General features: G+C 61.8%; 21 protein-coding genes. 12 read left to right on the top strand and 9 right to left on the bottom strand.

The window, feature by feature from the left end; all coding sequences use genetic code 11:
• Positions 1-74 precede the first annotated feature (74 nt).
• The 7 genes from AC1DUY_RS17900 to AC1DUY_RS17870 all read left to right on the top strand — a co-directional run bounded on the left by AC1DUY_RS17900 (position 75) and on the right by AC1DUY_RS17870 (position 6454).
• Positions 75-932, top strand: coding sequence for a cytochrome c oxidase subunit 3 (locus AC1DUY_RS17900; protein ID WP_089266832.1), 858 nt, complete (start codon positions 75-77; stop codon positions 930-932).
• A gap of 79 nt (positions 933-1011) precedes the next feature.
• Positions 1012-1407 carry a DUF983 domain-containing protein gene (locus AC1DUY_RS17895; protein WP_309940559.1) on the top strand — a complete coding sequence of 132 codons (396 nt, stop codon included), beginning with the start codon at positions 1012-1014 and terminating at the stop codon, positions 1405-1407.
• Positions 1404-2159 carry an SURF1 family protein gene (locus AC1DUY_RS17890; protein ID WP_478115983.1) on the top strand — a complete coding sequence of 252 codons (756 nt, stop codon included), beginning with the start codon at positions 1404-1406 and terminating at the stop codon, positions 2157-2159. Before AC1DUY_RS17895 ends, AC1DUY_RS17890 begins: the two co-directional genes overlap by 4 nt.
• Before the next feature lie 127 nt (positions 2160-2286).
• Positions 2287-3702, top strand: a complete 1416-nt coding sequence (gene thrC, locus AC1DUY_RS17885; protein ID WP_478115981.1) for a threonine synthase — start codon at positions 2287-2289, stop codon at positions 3700-3702.
• Positions 3702-4991 (top strand): M16 family metallopeptidase, encoded by a 1290-nt coding sequence (locus AC1DUY_RS17880; protein WP_093761650.1) that lies wholly within the window; start codon positions 3702-3704, stop codon positions 4989-4991. The genes thrC and AC1DUY_RS17880 overlap by 1 nt, the downstream gene beginning before the upstream one ends.
• A 34-nt stretch (positions 4992-5025) precedes the next feature.
• Entirely contained in the window at positions 5026-5613 is a 588-nt protein-coding gene (locus AC1DUY_RS17875) for a GNAT family N-acetyltransferase (RefSeq protein WP_068732622.1), read from the top strand.
• A gap of 154 nt (positions 5614-5767) precedes the next feature.
• On the top strand, positions 5768-6454 hold the full coding sequence (locus AC1DUY_RS17870; protein ID WP_244528475.1) for a hypothetical protein: 687 nt from the start codon (positions 5768-5770) through the stop codon (positions 6452-6454).
• A gap of 72 nt (positions 6455-6526) precedes the next feature.
• Here AC1DUY_RS17870 and AC1DUY_RS17865 read toward each other — a convergent pair whose 3' ends face one another.
• The 5 genes from AC1DUY_RS17865 to AC1DUY_RS17845 form a co-directional block, all read right to left on the bottom strand.
• Positions 6527-7015: a F0F1 ATP synthase subunit B family protein gene (locus AC1DUY_RS17865; protein ID WP_068732624.1), complete on the bottom strand. Its 489-nt coding sequence runs from the start codon at positions 7013-7015 to the stop codon at positions 6527-6529.
• A gap of 4 nt (positions 7016-7019) precedes the next feature.
• Positions 7020-7589, bottom strand: coding sequence for a F0F1 ATP synthase subunit B family protein (locus tag AC1DUY_RS17860; RefSeq protein ID WP_184513054.1), 570 nt, complete (start codon positions 7587-7589; stop codon positions 7020-7022).
• Positions 7590-7651: 62 nt separating this feature from the next.
• Positions 7652-7879, bottom strand: coding sequence for a F0F1 ATP synthase subunit C (locus tag AC1DUY_RS17855; protein ID WP_068732626.1), 228 nt, complete (start codon positions 7877-7879; stop codon positions 7652-7654).
• A 73-nt stretch (positions 7880-7952) separates the two neighbouring features.
• On the bottom strand, positions 7953-8702 hold the full coding sequence (locus AC1DUY_RS17850) for a F0F1 ATP synthase subunit A (protein WP_089266839.1): 750 nt from the start codon (positions 8700-8702) through the stop codon (positions 7953-7955).
• Positions 8703-8806: 104 nt separating this feature from the next.
• Positions 8807-9184: an AtpZ/AtpI family protein gene (locus AC1DUY_RS17845; RefSeq protein WP_089266840.1), complete on the bottom strand. Its 378-nt coding sequence runs from the start codon at positions 9182-9184 to the stop codon at positions 8807-8809.
• A gap of 275 nt (positions 9185-9459) precedes the next feature.
• On the opposite strand from AC1DUY_RS17845, the gene AC1DUY_RS17840 reads away from it, so the two are divergent.
• The 3 genes from AC1DUY_RS17840 to AC1DUY_RS17830 all read left to right on the top strand — a co-directional run bounded on the left by AC1DUY_RS17840 (position 9460) and on the right by AC1DUY_RS17830 (position 11041).
• Complete coding sequence (locus tag AC1DUY_RS17840; protein ID WP_093761648.1) at positions 9460-10083, top strand: 2-hydroxychromene-2-carboxylate isomerase; 624 nt, start codon at positions 9460-9462, stop codon at positions 10081-10083.
• A gap of 56 nt (positions 10084-10139) precedes the next feature.
• A complete protein-coding gene (locus AC1DUY_RS17835) occupies positions 10140-10676 on the top strand; it encodes a hypothetical protein (RefSeq protein WP_478115976.1) in 537 nt (178 codons plus the stop codon).
• 143 nt (positions 10677-10819) lie between these two features.
• Positions 10820-11041 carry a DUF6894 family protein gene (locus tag AC1DUY_RS17830; protein WP_068732634.1) on the top strand — a complete coding sequence of 74 codons (222 nt, stop codon included), beginning with the start codon at positions 10820-10822 and terminating at the stop codon, positions 11039-11041.
• Between the two features lie 15 nt (positions 11042-11056).
• On the opposite strand, the gene AC1DUY_RS17825 is transcribed toward AC1DUY_RS17830, so the two are convergent.
• Positions 11057-11278, bottom strand: coding sequence for a hypothetical protein (locus AC1DUY_RS17825; protein ID WP_478115974.1), 222 nt, complete (start codon positions 11276-11278; stop codon positions 11057-11059).
• A gap of 31 nt (positions 11279-11309) precedes the next feature.
• Between AC1DUY_RS17825 and AC1DUY_RS17820 the strand changes: the two genes are divergently transcribed.
• On the top strand, positions 11310-11780 hold the full coding sequence (locus AC1DUY_RS17820; RefSeq protein ID WP_478115972.1) for a secondary thiamine-phosphate synthase enzyme YjbQ: 471 nt from the start codon (positions 11310-11312) through the stop codon (positions 11778-11780).
• 101 nt (positions 11781-11881) lie between these two features.
• On the opposite strand, the gene AC1DUY_RS17815 is transcribed toward AC1DUY_RS17820, so the two are convergent.
• Positions 11882-13534, bottom strand: a complete 1653-nt coding sequence (locus AC1DUY_RS17815; RefSeq protein WP_374725619.1) for an MFS transporter — start codon at positions 13532-13534, stop codon at positions 11882-11884.
• Positions 13535-13946: 412 nt separating this feature from the next.
• Here AC1DUY_RS17815 and AC1DUY_RS17810 point away from each other — a divergent pair, with 412 nt between their 5' ends.
• The gene (locus AC1DUY_RS17810; protein ID WP_175365937.1) at positions 13947-14627 is read left to right on the top strand and encodes a response regulator; all 681 of its coding nucleotides are present in this window, start codon (positions 13947-13949) and stop codon (positions 14625-14627) included.
• Between the two features lie 120 nt (positions 14628-14747).
• Here the strand turns inward: AC1DUY_RS17810 and AC1DUY_RS17805 are convergent, their stop codons facing one another.
• Together AC1DUY_RS17805 and AC1DUY_RS17800 are read right to left on the bottom strand one after the other, a co-directional pair.
• Positions 14748-18266 (bottom strand): NahK/ErcS family hybrid sensor histidine kinase/response regulator, encoded by a 3519-nt coding sequence (locus AC1DUY_RS17805; protein ID WP_478115970.1) that lies wholly within the window; start codon positions 18264-18266, stop codon positions 14748-14750.
• A gap of 113 nt (positions 18267-18379) precedes the next feature.
• Positions 18380-18709, bottom strand: coding sequence for a GlpM family protein (locus AC1DUY_RS17800; RefSeq protein ID WP_068732644.1), 330 nt, complete (start codon positions 18707-18709; stop codon positions 18380-18382).
• Positions 18710-18771 lie beyond the last annotated feature (62 nt).

The following is an 18771-nucleotide window of genomic DNA, read 5'->3' as shown; positions in this document are numbered from 1 at the left end:
CGGAGCGTTCCGCGTTATATAATTGAGAGAACTCGCACCGGCTTCAACCGGCGCAGCTGACGGAGAGAACCGCAATGGCTACGGCGCAAGCAAAGCACCACGACTATCACCTCGTCGATCCCTCGCCGTGGCCGGCGGTAGGCTCGCTGTTCGCCTTCATCATGGCGGTCGGCGCGGTCAGCTGGATGCATCACATGTATGCCGCGGCGCCCATCGTGTTTGGCGTCGGCACCATCGGCGTGCTCTACGTGTTCGCAAGCTGGTGGACCGACGTGGTCCGCGAAGCCCAGTATAAGGGCGACCACACCCGCGTGGTGCAGATCAGCCACCGTTACGGCATGATCCTGTTCATCGCTTCGGAAGTGATGTTCTTCGTCGCCTGGTTCTGGGCCTACTTTAATTCGTCGCTGTTCCCCGGCGATCCCGTCCATGCCACCCGCGAAGCACTGTTCGGTGGCGTCTGGCCGCCGAAGGGCATTCAGACCTTCGACCCCTGGCACCTGCCGCTGCTCAACACGCTGATCCTGCTGACCTCGGGCACCACGGTGACCTGGGCGCATCACGCCCTGCTGGAAGGTGACCGCAAGGCGGTGAAGTATGCGCTGATCCTCACCGTGCTGCTCGGTGCGGCCTTCTCCTGCGTGCAGGCGTTCGAATATGCCCACGCTGCTTTTGGCTTCAAGGGCAACATCTACGGTGCGACTTTCTTCATGGCGACCGGTTTCCATGGTTTCCACGTGCTGGTCGGCACCATCTTCCTCTTGGTCTGCCTGTTCCGCGTCTATGCCGGCCACTTCACGCCGAAGCAGCACCTCGGTTTCGAATTTGCTGCCTGGTACTGGCACTTCGTGGACGTGGTCTGGCTGTTCCTGTTCGTCACGATCTATGTCTGGGGCTATGGCGGCCCCATCGTCGGCGCAGCCGCGCACTGACCGCATTCGGTGCTACAAGAGGGCGGCCGCAGGGCCGCCCTTTTTCGTTGGCCTCTGCGGCGTGAAAGAATTCGACTCGATGCCCGATCAACTCGCTGCCCCCGTCACGCTCGGCCAGACCGTCATCCGCGGCCTTACCTGCAAATGCCCGCGCTGCGGTGCGGGCAAGCTCTATGCGGGCTTCATCAATCTGGCGCCGCGCTGTGAGCGTTGCGAACTGGACTATGCTTTCATCGACACCGGTGATGGCCCGGCAATCTTCATCATCATGCTCGCCGGTGCCATCGTGGTCGGTTGCGCGCTGGTGGTAGAGGTCAAGTACCAGCCGCCATTCTGGCTGCATGCCGCGCTATGGCTGCCGCTGATTCTCGCGACCACGCTGCTGCCGTTGCGCTCAATGAAGTCGCTGCTGATCGCCCTGCAATTCCACCACAAGGCTTCCGAAGGCCAACTCATCGATCGCACGCCGAAATGAACACTGTTGCAGCGCGCCGGCGCAGTATCACCGGTCTCGGTATCGTCACGCTCATCATCGTTGGCGTGCTTCTCGGCCTCGGATTCTGGCAGCTACAGCGCCGCACAGAGAAACATGCGTTGATCGCTGCACTCACGGAGCGCCTTGCAGGTGCGCCCGGCACATTGCCCGCGCCCGCCACATGGAGCGCGCTGACCCCGGCGAAGGACGAATTCCGCCGCGTCAGCTTCTCGGCCACCTACAAATCCGTGCCGGACGGCATGGTCTACAGCTCCGGCTCCGGCGTGCGGCCGGATGTACCGGGGCCGGTGACCTGGGCCTTCCTGCCGGCACAGCTCGCATCCGGCGAGACCGTCGTGATCAATGCGGGCTTCGTGCAGAACACGATGCAGGATCGTGCCCAACAGGACCGCGCCGTGCAGAAGCTCATCACCGGCGCGCCGGTGACCCTAACCGGCTATCTGCGTTTTCCTGAAACCGCGGGTACGCTGACGCCCCATGACGACGTCAGCAAGCGCCTCTGGTTCAACCGCGACCAGCGCGCCATGGCGCAGGCGCTCGGCTGGGGTGCTGTGGCCCCGTTCTATGTCGATCTGGAAAGTCCCGTGCCGGCCAACGCCATCCCGAAGCCCGGTCCGCTCGAAATCCACCTCAAGGATGACCACATGCAATATGCCATCACATGGTTTGGCCTCGCGGCCGCCGTGGTGATTGCTTTCGGGGTCTGGATCAGGGGCCAGCGGCGGGCCTGAACCCTGGCCAAAGTCGGTTTCCTCGCCCGGCGAAACCCATTATGGTGCCCTTCGATTTCACGCGGCGTGAAGTTTTAACCCCATTATTATCAAAGGCTTGGCGGTTTCCGCGCCTTTGGAGGACGCCTTGACGACCTATATCTCGACGCGGGGAGAGGCCCCGAAACTCGGTTTTTGCGATGTCATGCTGACCGGGCTTGCCCGCGACGGCGGCCTCTACATTCCCGAGGTCTGGCCCCAGTTGTCAGCCGAGACCATCGCGTCGCTGTTCGGCCGGCCCTATTGGGAAGTCGCCGTCGAGGTGCTCCGGCCGTTCGTGGCCGGCGAGATTTCCGACGAGGATCTCGGGCGCATGGCCAATGAGGCCTATGCCACCTTCCGCCATCCCGCCGTGGTGCCGCTCGACCAGACCGCGCCGAACCAGTTCGTGCTCGAGCTGTTTCATGGCCCGACGCTGGCGTTCAAGGACGTCGCCATGCAGCTCATCGCGCGGCTGATGGATCACGTCCTCGCCAAGCGCAATCAGCGCACCACGATCGTGGTCGCGACCTCGGGCGACACCGGTGGCGCTGCCGTCGATGCCTTCGCCGGTCGCGACAATGTCGATCTCGTCGTGCTGTTTCCGAACGGCCGTATTTCCGACGTGCAGCGTCGCATGATGACCACGACCGGCGCGTCGAACGTCCATGCGCTCGCCGTCGAGGGCCATTTCGACGATTGCCAGGCGATCGTGAAGGGTCTGTTCAATCATCACAAGTTTCGTGACGCCGTGTCGCTGTCGGGTGTGAACTCGATCAACTGGGCACGTATCGTTGCGCAGGTGGTTTACTACTTCACCTCGGCAGTCGCCGTCGGTGCGCCTGCACGCAGCGTTGATTTCACGGTACCTACCGGCAATTTCGGCGACATCTTTGCGGGCTATGTGGCCAAGCGCATGGGTCTGCCGGTGCGCAAGCTGCGCGTCGCTGCCAACGTCAACGACATCCTCGATCGTACGCTCAAGACCGGCATCTACGAAGTGCGTGAGGTCCACGCCTCGTCGTCGCCGTCGATGGACATTCAGGTGTCGTCGAATTTCGAGCGCCTGCTGTTCGAAGCCTCCGGCCGCGATGCTGCGCTGGTGCGCGGCTTGATGGATTCGCTCAAGCAGTCCGGTCGTTTCGTGCTGCCCGAGAAAGTGCTGACCGCGATCCGTGCCGATTTCGAATCCGGCCGCGCCGATGAGGATGAGACATCGGCTGCCATTCGCGCGTCGTGGCGCGAAACCGGCGATCTGATCGATCCGCATACCGCCGTGGCATTGGCCGTCGCCGATCGCGACACCACCGAGATGCATGTGCCCAATGTCGTGCTGTCGACAGCGCATGCAGCGAAATTCCCCGATGCAGTCGAAGCCGCTTGCGGCGTCCGGCCGGCATTGCCGGTCTATCTGGAAGGGCTGATGACGAAGCCCGAGCATATTAAGGTCATGAAGAATGACCAAAGCGATATTGAGCAGTTCGTGCTGTCGGTCAGCCGCGCTGCGAAGCAAGGAGTGTCCTGATGACTGTCGAAGTTACCAAACTGCCTTCGGGCCTGACGGTCATCACCGATACCATGCCGCATCTGGAAACCGCAGCGCTCGGCGTCTGGACCGGCGTCGGTGGCCGCGATGAGAAGCCCAACGAGCACGGCATCTCGCATCTGCTCGAACACATGGCGTTCAAGGGCACCAAGAAGCGTTCGTCGCGCGAGATCGTCGAGGAGATCGAGGCGGTCGGCGGCGATCTCAACGCCGCCACCTCGACCGAAACCACTGCCTATTACGCCCGCGTGATGAAGGCCGATGTGCCGCTGGCGCTCGATGTGCTCTCGGACATTCTCGCCAATCCCACTTTCGTGCCGGACGAGCTGGAGCGCGAGAAGAGCGTGATCGTGCAGGAGATCGGTGCGGCACAGGACACGCCGGACGATGTCGTGTTCGAACATCTCAACGAGCTCTGCTATCCCGACCAGCCGATGGGCCGTTCGCTTCTGGGCACCGCCAAGACGCTGAAAGGTTTCGACCGCGACATGCTGCAAAGCTACCTGTCCACGCATTATCGCGGGCCGGACATGGTGGTGGCTGCAGCCGGCGCCGTGAATCATCGCCAGGTCGTGCATGAAGCCGCCGATCGCTTTTCCAGCTTCGAAGGTACTGCCGCTCCGAAGCCGCAGCCGGCGATGTTCGGCAAGGGCGGCTCCCGCGTGGTCAATCGCGATCTCGAACAGGCGCATCTGACGCTGGCGCTGGAAGGTTTGCCGCAATCGGACCTGTCGCTGTTCAGCCTGCAGGTCTTCACCAACATTCTCGGCGGCGGCATGTCCTCGCGGCTGTTCCAGGAAGTGCGCGAAAAGCGCGGTCTCTGCTATTCGATCTACACCTTCCACGCGCCCTATACCGACACCGGCTTCTTCGGTCTCTATACCGGGACCGATCCGACCGATGCGCCGGAGATGATGGAAGTCATCGTCGATGTCATCAACGAGTCGGTGGAGACATTGACCGAAGCCGAAATCGCGCGCGCCAAGGCGCAGATGAAGGCCGGCCTGCTGATGGCACTGGAGAGCTGCAGCTCGCGCGCCGAGCAATTGGCGCGGCACATGCTGGCCTATGGCCGTCCGCTTACCGTGGAAGAACTCGTCCAGCGCATCGATGATGTCAGCGTGGAATCGACCCGCAACGTCGCCCGTGGCTTGCTGACGCGCAGCCGCCCGGCCGTGGCGGCGCTCGGCAGCGGCCGGGGGCTGGACACGGCGGTGGCTTTTGCGGAAGGATTGACCCGCGCCAAGGACAAGAGCCTGCTCCACTAGGCAGGTGAGGTCCGAGGCATCAGGGAGCGAGCCTATGGCCCTGTTTCGTTTGCCATCAAGCATGCCGGCGGCGCTGGCGCCGCGCGGCTACGGCGTTGCATTGCGCGCGCCCGTGATGAGCGATTTTCCGCAATGGGCCGATCTGCGTGAGCTGAGCCGGGGTTATCTCACGCCGTGGGAGCCGATCTGGCCGTCAGACGACCTGACGCGCTCCGGCTTTCGCCGCCGGCTGCGCCGCTATGCCGACGATGCGTCTGCCGATCGCGCCTATCCGTTTCTGGTGTTTCGCGAGTCCGATGGCACGCTGCTGGGCGGCGTGACGCTCGCCAATGTGCGCCGGGGTATCGTCCAGGCCGGCACCATCGGCTACTGGGTCGGCCAGCCCTATACCGGGCAGGGCGTGATGACCGCGGCGCTGCGGGTGCTGTTGCCAACGTTGTTTGGCGAGTTGAACCTGCACCGCATCGAGGCGGCCTGCATTCCCACCAACCTGCCGTCGGTGCGGGTGCTGGAGAAGTGTGGCTTCTCGCGCGAAGGGCTGGCGCGGCGCTATCTCTGCATCAATGGCATCTGGCAGGATCACCTGCTTTACGGCATGCTGCATGAGGACTTCCGCGGGTAGTTCTGCTGCAGCGCGATGTCCGGATGTGGCGCAATGGCGCGCATCTGTCCTCTCTCAAGCGCCTTGGGTTCGCCGCCATTGCGCTGTTATAAGGCCCTGCGCACGCCTTGGGCGGGGCAGCGCAAACGACTGAATTTCCGGGGATATCTTCACAATGCGCAACATTCGTTCGATGCCGATCAGCGGCCGCACCGGCGCGCTCCGCGGCCTGCTGGTGATCACTGCAGCAAGCCTGACGCTGGCCGGTTGCGGCGGCGGCAGCATGTTCGGCGGCGGTTCGCCGAGCAGCAGCGGCGGCGGCAGTCCGTCGATGACCGATCGCTTCACCCAGTTGTTCTCGGGCAAGTCCACCGAGGTCGGCGCGCCGCAGTCGCCGCAGACCGACGAGAACGATCTGACCTGCCCGAGCGTCAGCATCCGGCCGGGTGCCTCGACCTATGCGGTCGGCGCTGCGGGCAAGCCTGCGGTCGGCAACGATCTGGCTTTCCAGGCCACCATCACCCGGACAGCGCGCTCCTGCGATCTCAATGGCGGTCAGATCTCGGTCAAGATCGGCATCCAGGGCCGCGTCATCGTCGGGCCGGCCGGCGCGCCAGCAGTGGTCGATGTGCCGCTGCGTGTCGCCGTGGTGCAGGAGGGCGTGACGCCGAAGACCATCGCCACCAAGGTGTTCCAGACCAATGTGCAGATCGGCAGCGAGACCAGCGTGCCGTTCAGCCTGGTCGGTGAGGATCTTGTTTATCCCGTGCCCACAGGCACTGCAGGCGATTCCTACATCTTCTATATCGGCTTCGATCCGCAGGCCCTGAAATCGCAGGCACCCGCACGCAAGCGGCGCTAAGGGGGTATCCGAGCCAACAAAAAAGCCGGCGCGATGATCTCGCGCCGGCTTTTTTAGTTTGACGTCTTTCGCTTAGTTCAGCTTGGAGCGAACTTCGCCGATACCCTTGGCGATCAGGTCGTCGGCTACCGAGCCCTTTACGGACTGCGACAGTACCGAGGCTGCCGCATTCACTGCGGCTTCGGCTGCGGCTGCGCGAACGTCTGCGATAGCCTGGGCTTCCGCCATCGCGATCTTGCCCTCTGCGCTCTTGGTGCGGCGAGCGACAAAATCTTCCATCTTGGTCTTGGCTTCGGCGGCAATGCGCTCGGCCTCTTCCTTGGCGGAAGTAATGATGTCCTGCGCTTCGCGCTCGGCCGCTGCATGACGCTTCTTGTAGTCTGCGAGCAGCGCGGCGGCTTCATCACGCAGGCGACGGGCGTCGTCGAGTTCCTGCTTGATGCGGACGCTGCGGTGGTCGAGCGCCGTCAGGATGGTGCGGTGAATACCGAACCAGCCGAAAACCGCCATCAGAAGGACAAAAGCGACGGCGACCCAGAATTCAGCTTGAAGTCCGAACATCCGTTTATCCTTTCAGCGACGCGTCGAGCGCGGCGTTGACGGCGCCTGCATCCGGGTTGATGCCCGTCAGGCGTTCGACGATCGCCGAGGCCGTGTCCGCAGCAATGCTGCGCACATTGCCCATCGCCGTTGCGCGGGTGGTGGCGATGGTCTGCTCCGCTGCAGCAAGCTTGGTGGCAAGGCTCTCTTCGAGCTTCGCCTTCGCCTGCTCCTGTTCCGCATTGAGCTTCTCACGAACTTCGGTCGCCATCGCCTGCGCCTTGGCGCGGGCATTGGCGAGTTCGGTTTCGTAAGCCTTCAATGCAGCGTCGGAATCGCCCTTGAGCTTGGCGGCTTCGTTCAGGTCCGTATCGAGAACCTGCTGACGGGCCGCAAGCACGCCGCCGACGCGGGGCAGCGCCAGACGCGACACGATCAGATAGAGCAAGCCGAACGCGATCGCGAACGACACCAGCTGTGAAGCGAAGGTGTTGCTCTCGAACGGCGGAAACGACGCCTTGTGACCACCGTCTGCCGCAGTGTGTGCGGCAGTCCCGTGATCGGCGCCCTTGGATTTGCCCTGACCTTCAGCCACAGCAGTCTCCTTATCGATCGGAAGCGCTCCAGGACGGAGCGGCAACCGGATCCGTTTTCAGCTTAGACGGCGAACAGCAGCAGCAGCGCGATCAGCAGCGAGAAGATGCCGAGCGCTTCAGTCACGGCGAAGCCGAAGATCAGGTTAGCGAACTGGCCCTGGGAAGCCGACGGGTTGCGGAGCGCACCGTTGAGGAACTGGCTGAAGATCATGCCGACGCCGATGCCAGCGCCACCCATGCCGAGACAAGCAATGCCGGCGCCGATGTACTTCGCTGCGATGGGATCCATAGTAAAACTCCTTCTTGGGATAGGGGATTAAGACAGTTGAGGGGTGGAATTCCGCCAGAACACTAAAACGCGGTTAGTGGCCCGGATGAAGTGCGTCGTTGAGATAGATGCAGGTCAGGATCGTGAACACATAGGCCTGCAGGAAGGCGACCAGCAGTTCCAGCGCGGTCAGCGCCGTGGTCATGGCCAGCGGCAGCACCGAACCGAAAATGCCGAGTGCGCCGAGTGCGCTGAGCGAGGTCACGAAGCCGGCAAAAACCTTCAGTGTGATGTGGCCGGCCAGCATGTTGGCGAACAGACGGACCGAATGCGACACCGGGCGGGACAGGAACGAGATCACCTCGATCACCGTAACCAGCGGCAGGATGTAAATCGGAATACCGTGCGGCACGAACAGCTTGAAGAAGCCGAGACCGTTTTTGTAGAGGCCGTAGAGCAGCACGGTCAGGAACACCATCAATGCCAGCGCGACGGCAACGATCAGATGGCTGGTGACGGTGAAGGTATAGGGGATGATGCCGATCAGATTCGCCGTCAGGATGAACATGAACAGCGAGAACACGAACGGGAAGAACTTCATGCCTTCTTCGCCGATGCTACTGCGCACCGTATTCGACACGAATTCGAAGGACAGCTCGGCGACCGACTGGAAGCGGCTCGGGATCAGCGCACGTCCGGCGCTGCCGCCGATCATCAGCAGCGACACGACGGCGACGGCGCCGAACATATAGGCCGATGAGTTGGTGAAGGCGATTTCCTGATTGCCGATATGGCCCAGGGTGAAGATCTTGTGGATCTCAAATTGATGGATCGGATCGGCCATCCACGTCGGTCTTTCAATTCGGCCGGAACGTCCGGCGTTTCCTTGCCGGACAGCCGGCACTCAAATGCTGCGCCAACGACGCAGAGGTCTTGGGCGCGAATTTCTTATTCCGCTTTTTTCCCGACACCAGCCGAGCGCATCACGTTCATCACGCCGGCGACGAAACCGAGCAGCATGAGAACGATCAGCCCCCACGGCGATGTCGACAGCAAACGATCGAAGCCCCAGCCCAGAATCGTTCCGACGACGACGCCCGCGACCAGTTCCGAAGAAAGACGGAGACCCACCGCCATGGCCGATGCCCTGGACTGCGCGTTTCCGCTTCCAGTTTCGGATTGGTCAGTCTGAAGTTTGCGCTCATCCTGAAGTTTGGACAGACGCTGATTCAGACTTCCGAGCCTTGCGGAAAGCGCAGCCTCATCGGGAGACGATTTGCCATCGTTTCTGCGTTCACTGTCATCGTCCCGTGTGCCGTTCGTCATGCTTGCGACACTCGAAATAACGCTGCAAATGCTGGAAATAACGCCCCATCACCCTTCAAAGCCGGGCGGACCATACTTAGCGCATCTTGCCAAGTCAAGATTCGCTGATCGCCTGTTAGTGCTTTGATTCATTTGATTTTATTGACGAAATTCGAATCCCGCTGCGCGGGATCGCCGCAGCGCAAGAATGACTTTCGAGGTGATCTATCTTGCACGGCGCAGGGCGCTCTGTTGGAGTACCGCAGAGTTTGAAAACGCCCCTGCCGGAGCCCGGAATGTCTCAAGAGATCGACTACTATTTTTCGCTGCCATCGCCCTGGGCCTATATCGGCCACACGCTCTTTCGCGATCTCGTAAGTACTTATGATCTCAAGGTGAATCATAAGCCGGTATTTCTCGGCGATCTGTTTTCGGAAACCGGCGGCCTTCCGCTGGGCAAGCGTCATCCGGTGCGGCAGCGCTACCGGATGCTTGAATTGCAGCGCTGGCGCGACAAACGCGGTCTCGATTTTCATTTGCAGCCGAAGAACTGGCCATTCGATGGCCGACTCGCTGATGGTCTGGTGATCGCGGCGCTCGAGGCCGGACACGATCCGGACCCGTTCCTGCGCCGCGCGTTTCCTGCGGTCTGGGAAGGTCAGCTCAATCTCGGCGACACGGCCGTGCTGACCAGACTGGCGGATGATTCGGGGCTGCCGGGCGCGAAACTGCTAGAGCGCGCGGCGTCGAGCGATGTGGCTGCGAAATACGAACAGAACCGTCAGGAGGCGATTGCGGCTGACGTGTTCGGCTCGCCGGCCTATGTGCTCAACGGTGAAGTATTTTGGGGGCAGGACCGGCTCGAATTGCTGGCTGATGCGTTGAAGGCGAAGCGGGCGCCTTTCAAATCTCAAATCTGAGCACATCTGAGAGTAAAGGCGGCTATCGCCCCGAACTCGCAACGCGGAGCATCTCCATGAAGCATGCTGTGGTGCGTTTTGCCTCCCCCGGACAGCCCATGCGGTACGCTGCGCGGGTTGGCGCGGTGCTGATGGCTGGGATCGTCAGTGCGTCTGCGCAGGCCCTCCCGGACATCGAGAATGGCCGTTATTCGCTGTCGCCGATCGCTGAAGGCGTCATTCGCCTGGATACCCGCACCGGCACGGTTTCGACATGCACGGATAAGGGATCCGGCTGGGCCTGCTATGTTTTGCCGGATGAACGCGCCGCGCTCGATACCGAGATCGGGCGGCTGCAGAAGGACAACGACAGACTGAAGGCGGAGCTTGCGGAGCGCGGTCCAGCCGTCGCCGGCAAGACCGATGAAGCGCTCCCGAAGCAGGATTCGCTGAAGCCCGGAAAACCAGGGAGTGCGGATGGCGAGAGGAAGATCGAGATTCCGCTGCCGAGCGAACGCGACGTCGATCGGGTGATGGCCTTTGTCGAAAACGCGTGGCGTCGCCTTGTCGATATGGCCAGCCGCATCCAGCGCGATTCCAGCGGGAAGATCTGAGCGCTGCGAGTTTAGCGCCGGATGGCAGCGCTCACATAGCTGACTGGTATTATCGCAGCGCCTTTTGCCGCGATATCGAGAATAATTCGGTACTAGCAGAGAGGAGCCAAATCGTACGTTTTTCGACTTAAGGGAGCACTTTGATGCCGAGATTTTATTTTGATCTCGTCGATGGGACGACCGTGCCCGACGCTTCCGGGCAGATTTTGCGCAATGAATTGCTGGCCGCTGAGGTCGCCGACAAGCTCGCGGGCGATATTTACAAGATCAGGCCCGAGCTCCGCGGCAAGCACTTCGCCATTTCCGTCCGCAACGAGGAAGGCGATGAAATTCACCGCGCAGACGTGGTTAGCTCCGACGATTAACGCATTGCGCAGCTCTTATTTGCGGTCGAGCCCGATATCGTCGCCGTCGCCATGAATGGCGTCGCGGTCGGTTTGATCGGTGTTGTCTGCGTCCTTGATGACAGCTTTCTCCTGTGCGCGCTGTTCGTCCTTGCGTGGCCCCGGCCCCGGAATGTCCCTTGATGTTTTAGGCTTCATGGCGTTTTCCCTTGTCCATCCTGATTGAAGTGGGAACGCCATCTCGGCGTTTTGGTTCATCAGAAGATCCACCAGTCGAAAGGTTCGCGTCGTGACATCAGCCAGATCCATCACGCACAGCGCGCTGTCTGCAGTTCGCATCGAAACCGTCGTGTCGTCGCTGCTGACTGTGCAGACATCCGGTGCCGGCTTCATCGATATCACCCGCGAGGTCGGCAAATTCCTGAGCGAGATCGGCGCCCGAGAAGGTGCGTTGACGCTGTTCATCCGCCATACCTCAGCGTCGCTCACCATCCAGGAAAACGCCGATCCTTCCGTGCTGGTCGATCTCATGACAACGCTCGATCGTCTTGCGCCTCAGGATTTTAACTGGACGCACGATACGGAGGGTCCCGACGACATGCCGGCGCATGTTCGTACCATGCTGACCGCAACCTCGCTGCACATCCCCGTTCTGTCAGGCAAGCTCGCGCTTGGAACCTGGCAGGGGATCTATCTGATCGAACACCGTGCCCGCCCGCATCGCCGCGAGGTGGTGCTGCAGTTCGTCGGCGCGACCTGACGCTCGCAGATCTGCCGAAACAAAAAAAGGCCGCGGATTGCTCCGCGGCCGGTTTGTTGTCGTCGTGTCTGCCGGCAGCCTGGGCTGCCGGCTTGGCGAGATTAGTTCGCGCTGATATCGACGTCCTTGGTCTCCGGCAGGAAGAAGAAGCCGACGACCACGGTGATTGCCGCGAAGATGATCGGGTACCACAAGCCGGCATAGATATCGCCGGTCGAGGCCACGATGGCGAAGGCAGTCGCCGGGAGAAGTCCGCCGAACCAGCCGTTGCCGATGTGGTAGGGCAGCGACATCGAGGTGTAGCGGATCTTGGTCGGGAACAGTTCGACCAGCATTGCCGCGATCGGCCCGTAGACCATGGTCACGAACAGCACCAGGACGAACAGCAGTCCGATCACCGCCGCAACCTGCGGACGGAAGATATCGAACGGATGCGCCATCTTCACGATCTGCGCGTCGCCCGCCTTGGGATAGCCCGCCGCCTGAACCGCTGCGAGAACCTGCGGGTTCGACGCTGCAGCCGCGGTGTAGGGCACGTCCTTGCCGTTGACGACGACCTTCACGCCCGAGCCCGCTGCACCGTAGGCGGTCGAGTACTTGACCGACGACTGGGCCAGATAGGCGCGGGCCGTATCGCAAGGCGTGGAGAACACGCGGGTGCCGACCGGGTTGAACAGATCGCCGCACAGCGCGGGATCTGAAACGACTTCCACCTTCACGGTCTCGATCGCCTTTTCCAGCGTCGGGTTGGCGTTGGTGGTGATCATCCGGAAGATCGGGAAGAAGGTCAGCGCTGCGATCAGGCAGCCTGCCAGAATGATCGGCTTGCGGCCGATCTTGTCGGACAGGGCGCCCCAGAACACGAAGAAGCCGGTGCCGAGCAGCAGCGACCACGCGATCAGGAGATTCGCGGTGTAACCGTCGACCTTGAGGATCGATTGCATGAAGAACAGCGCGTAGAACTGGCCGGTGTACCAGACCACGCCCTGGCCCATCACGCCGCCGAACAGTGCGATCAGCACGATCTTGGCGTTGCTCCAGTTGCCGAAGGCTTCGGTGAGCGGAGCCTTGGAGCCCTTGCCCTCGTCCTTCATCTTCTGGAACACGGGCGATTCATTCAGGCGCAGACGGATCCAGACCGAGATGCCGAGCAGAACCACCGAGACCAGGAACGGAATGCGCCAGCCCCAGGCGGCGAATTCAGGCTCGCCTAGCGCCGACCGCGTGAACAGGATCACGAGCAGCGACAGGAATAGGCCGAGTGTGGCCGTGGTCTGAATGAACGACGTGTAGTAGCCGCGCTTGCCGGCCGGCGAGTGTTCCGCCACATAAGTTGCCGCGCCGCCATATTCGCCGCCGAGCGCAAGGCCCTGCAGCAGGCGCAGGCCGATCAGGATGATCGGAGCCGCGATGCCGATGGTCGCTGCGTTAGGCAGAATGCCGACGATGAAGGTCGACAGGCCCATGATGAGGATGGTGACGAGGAACGTATACTTGCGGCCGACGATGTCGCCGACGCGTCCGAACACGATGGCGCCAAACGGACGAACGATAAAGCCCGCGGCGAAGGCCAGCAGCGCGAAGATGTCGCGCGTGGCCTGATTGAACATCGGCAGCTTGGTGGCGGGATCGATCACGCCGAAGAACTGCGCGCCGATGATGCCGGCCAGCGAGCCGAACAGGTAGAAGTCATACCATTCGAAAACAGTGCCGAGCGATGACGCGAAGATGACGAAGCGTTCGTCCTTCGTCATCCCTTGGGCTTTCGCCGATGTTGCTGCGATGGTGGACATGTTTGAATCGCTCCCCAAATCCGTTGCAAAATTTATTGTGGCTTCTCGCTCGCTGCGCCGAACTTCTGTCGGCTCATTGCAGAGAACTTCGATGCAAAAGGTAGCATTGCGGGGAAATGCGACCCAATACGACTTTAGGCCGTGCGCAAGGGGGCTGTGCGCAGACGTCGCAGTGGCGAAAACGTCCTTCCGGACGTGCGCCTGCATATGAAATATTGCGCCGCACAATGGCCCGCGTTCACCAATTTACCGCGTGGCAGCATTGGGCGCTTGCAAGACGTTGTCGCGCGGGGGACACTTGTGGCGAAATGCGCTTTTGCGCGTCGTCTCAACGCGGTCGCTGGTTCGCCGCAAGATTTTTGCATGGATTTTGATGACCGTTATCGCTCCCTCGCGCCTCATTATTGCCGACGATCATCCGTTGTTCCGCGGTGCATTGCGGCAGGCGGTCAGCAGTGTGCTGCCGACGACCACGGTCGATGAAGCCGGTACGTTCGAGGATCTGACCAAACTGCTGGAACAGGATTCCGACGTCGATCTGATCCTGCTCGATCTGTCGATGCCGGGGATATCAGGCTTCTCGGGACTGATTTACCTCCGAGCACAGTATCCCGCGATTCCGGTGGTTATCGTCTCCGCCAGCGATGACGTCGGTACGATCCGCCAATCCCTGGACTTTGGCGCGTCAGGCTTCATTCCAAAGCGCTTCGGCGTCGATACGCTGCGCGATGCCATCGTGCGCGTGATGGATGGCGACGTCTGGGTTCCACCGGACGTTGACATGTCCGCAGCGGCCGATCCGGAAATGAGCAAACTGCGCGATCGGCTGGTGACGTTGACGCCGCAGCAGGTCCGCGTGCTGATGATGCTGTCGCAAGGACTGCTCAACAAGCAGATCGCCTATGAGCTTGGCGTGTCAGAAGCGACCATCAAGGCGCATGTCTCGGCGATTCTGCAGAAGCTCGGTGTCGAGAGCCGCACGCAGGCTGTCATCGCCGCGGCGAAGATCGCCGGCGGCCAGTGGCGCCAGGGCGAACAGACGCCGCAGCAGTAGCGACATCGCTCCGGCCTCATGGTGAGGAGGCGCACTTGCGCCGTCTCGAACCATGAAATGCTAAGACACCATCCTTCGAGACGCGACGAAGATGTCGCTCCTCAGGATGAGGGCAGAGCCCTATTCCGCCGCGATCATCTGCTGCGTGCGCCATTGCCCGAGCAGCGCGCGCAGCGACGCCGGTTTGACTGGCTTGTTCAGCACGGCGATCTTGTCCTGCCGTGCAGCTGATTGCACATGCGGGCTGCGGTCGGCGGTGATCAGGATGGCCGGAATCTCCTTGCCGAAACGGTTGCGGATTTCCCGGATCGCGGCGACGCCGTTGCCGCGGTCGAGATGATAATCGACGAGGAGGCCCGTGAGGCGGCGGCCCGAGCCCTGGATTTCGGCAATCGCATTCATCGCGGCTTCCGGATCCGCGACTGCGACGACCTCGGCTCCCCAGGCCTGCAGCAGCGTCTTCATGCCATCGAGAATCGCCATGTCGTTCTCGATACAGACAACGAGCGTGCCCGACATAGGTGACTTCGACAGCGGCGTCGCGCTGGTGACCGCTGTGGTGTGATTGATCGCCTTGGCCACCGGCACCGTCACCGAAAAGAATGAGCCGCCGCTGCGATTGGAATCCAGCGCGATGCCGTGATTGAGCACATGCGCGAGGCGTTTGACGATCGACAGACCGAGCCCAAGGCCGCGCGCGATCCGCGCGCCCTGTTCGAGCCGGTGAAACTCCTTGAAAATCTCACCACGTTTGAGGATCGGAATGCCGACGCCGGTATCGTATATGCCAATCTGCAAGGCCTTGCCGCGGCGCCGGCAGCCGACCAGGACGCGGCCATGCGGCGTGTATTTGATCGCGTTCGAGATCAGGTTCTGCAGAAGACGGCGTAGCATCAGGCGATCGGACTCGACGGGCAGTGAGCACGGCACGAATGTGAGCTTGACGCCGCGGGCGTGCGCGATCGGTGCATATTCGATCTCGAGCGAGCGCATCAGGTCGCCGATGCGGAAACTCGAAATCGCGGGACTCATGGCGCCGGCATCGAGGCGTGAGATGTCGAGCAGGGCGCCGAGGATTTCCTCGATGGCCTCCAGCGAGTCGTCGATATTCTCGACCAGCCGCGCGTCCTCGCCGCCGCTCTTTCGCTCGACCAGGCTGGTGACATAGAGCCGTGCGGCATTGAGCGGCTGTAGAATGTCGTGGCTGGCAGCGGCCAGAAAGCGGGTCTTGGAGATGTTGGCATCTTCCGCAGTGCTCTTGGCGAGCGCCAGTTCGGAATTCAGCCGTGTCAGCTCCTCGGTGCGGTCGCGGACGCGTTTTTCCAGCGTGGCATTGGCGCGCTCCAGCGCCTCTGCTGCCTCGAAGCTGGGCGTGACGTCGGAGAAGGTCAGCACAAGCCCGCCATCGGGCATTTTATTGGTACGTACTTCGATGACGATCTGGCGGTCCTGAAGACGTTCAAGATAAGGCTCGCCCTCGGTGGTGTAGGCAGCCAGCCGTGCCTGTGTCAGCGTTTCGTTGTCGCCGTAAGGCGATGCGCTCTGGATGCCGATGAATTCCAGAATCTCCCGGAGCGGAATGCCGATCTGCACGATCTGCGGTGGGAGGCCGAGCAGTTCGCCGAACTGCCGGTTTGACACGATCAGCTGCAGGTCGGGGTTGAAGACGGCGATGCCCTGGCGGACGTGGTTGAGCGCGGTCTGCAGGATCTCGCGATTGAAATGCAGCGCCGCATGCGAATCGTCGAGCAGCTTCAAGGCAGCTTTGGCCGACACCGTGCGCTTGCGCAGCAGCAGCGACATCACCACGCGGGACGAGGCTGCGCCAATCGATGACGCGATCAGATATTCTGCGTGCTGCAGCAGTTCGAAATCCGCAGGCGCGGCTGGATCGAGATCGACACGGCGACGCGTGGCGAAAGCATCGAAGGATTCGCGCGCGCGGTCCGGGCCGAGATATTGGGTCACGGTGCTGAGAATGTCCTGCACCGTCACCGTGGTCCGCCAGCGCCGGAATGCCGGTGTGATCGGCGCCAGTGTGTTCGGCACGAAGACGTCAGCCTGCAGCCGTTCGATCGACGACGGCGCCCGCATCAGCGACAGCACGATATAGGTCAGGATATTGAGCGACAGGCTCCAGAGCGTGCCGTGCAGCAGCGGTGGCAATTCAGTGCCGAGCAGGTCCTGTGGCCGCAGCGCCTCGATGCCGAACGGGCCGTGCTGCAGGAACAGGACGCCTGCGGTACTGCCTTCAAGGAAGCTCGGGATGAACAGCGTATAGGCCCAGACGATGAAGCCGACCACCATGCCGCCCATGGCGCCACGGGCAGTCGCGCGCCGCCAGATCAGCCCGCCAAAGAAAGCCGGAGCGAGTTGCGCGATGGCGGCAAATGACAGCAGGCCGATGGCGGCCAGTTGCGTATTGCCGAGTGCGCGGAAATAGAAATAGGCCATCACCATGATGGCGAAGATCGAAAACCGCCTTGCCTTGAGCAGGAAGTTGCCGAAGTCGGTCTGCTCATTCTGCGTCTGCGGTCCGCGCCGCAAGACCAGTGGCAACACGATATCGTTGGACACCATAATGGCCAGCGCAACGCATTCGACGATCACCATCGCGGTGGCAGCCGATAAACCGCCGATGAACACCGCCATGCTGAGTGCGCTGGAGCCGGCTTCGATCGGCAGCGCCAGCACATACATGTCGCTGTCGACGGCGCCGAACGGAAAGGTCACGAGGCCCGCCAGGGCGATCGGAATGACGAACAGATTGATGGCGATCAGATAGGTGGGAAACAGCCAGCGCGCACGGCTCACTTCCGAGTCGCTGGAATTTTCGACGACGCTGACATGGAACTGCCGGGGCAGCAACATGATGGCGCAGAACGACAGCAGCACCATCGTGAGGAAATTGCCGAACGACGGCACATAGTTGATGGCGCGCATCGCCTCCGGTGTCTTCATCGCGCGCTCGACCAGCTCCGAGGGGCCGAACATCCAGAATGTCACGAAGGCGCCGGCGATGATGAACACCACCAGCTTGACGATGGATTCGGTAGCCACGGCGAGCATCAGGCCGTGCTGATGTTCGGTCGCATTAGTCTGCCTTGTGCCGAACAGCACGGCGAACATCGCCATGGCCAGCGTCACGACCAGTGCCATGTCGCCGACGATGGGAACGCCGGCAATGGCCTTGTCCTCGCCGAGGATCGTTTCCAGCGACGATGCGACGGCTTTCAGCTGCAGCGCAATGTACGGAACCGAACCGATGATGGCGATCACGGCCACGGTGGCGGCGACGGCCTGGCTCTTGCCGTAACGCGCGGCGATGAAGTCGGCGATCGAGGTGATGTTCTGGGTCTTGGCGAGGTGGATCACACGCCGCAGCACCGGCGAGAAGAAGGCAAAGAACAGGATCGGGCCGACATAGATGGCGAGGAAATCCACGCTGGTCCGGCTGGCCACGCCGACCGAGCCGAAGAACGTCCATGACGTGCAATAGATCGCCAGCGACAGCGGATAGATGACGGCCTTGGCGCGGCCGCTCTGGAACAGCGCGATCCGGTCGCCATAGCTGGCGACGCAAAACAGAAATCCGATGTAGCAGAGGGCGGCAACAATCACGCCCCAGTCGTGCAGCATCGTGCGTGCTCCCTTTGGCGGGCGCAAGCCCGTCCGTCAGGCGAAAATCTAGCCGGTTGCGCCGGTGCAGGCGACAGGGATTTGGCCGGACGCCGGGGAATGCCGGATCGTCGTTAAATCCAGCGCGGGCCGAAAAAGGCAATCAGGATAATGAACAGCCAGGCCGTCACGCCGGCCAGCAGAGCGAGGCGGTAATCGAACGTGCCGACCGTGAGATAGCAGATGCCGAGAAAGGCGAGATAGGCCGGGATGGTCTTCGCGCCGGCCATGCAGGCTTCCCGGAAGCCTGCGCTGTCGCCTTTTGCGCCGACGATGAGCAGCGCAATGATCGCAAAGGTCGGAAACAACGGCAGAATGCCGGGCAGCGTGTTGCCCCGTTTGGACAACCAGGCAATCAGGGCGGTGAGCAGTCCGCCGAGAATACCTTTCCAGATGATGTCCATGATGGTGACTCGTTTGAGGCGGGTGCCGTTCTCTCCGCGTCATTGCGAGGAGCATAGCGACG

Source organism: Tardiphaga sp. P4_G1 (assembly GCF_056401215.1).
The sequence above is the reverse complement of the archived record's forward strand: the minus strand, read 5'-3'. Positions and strand labels throughout refer to the sequence as shown.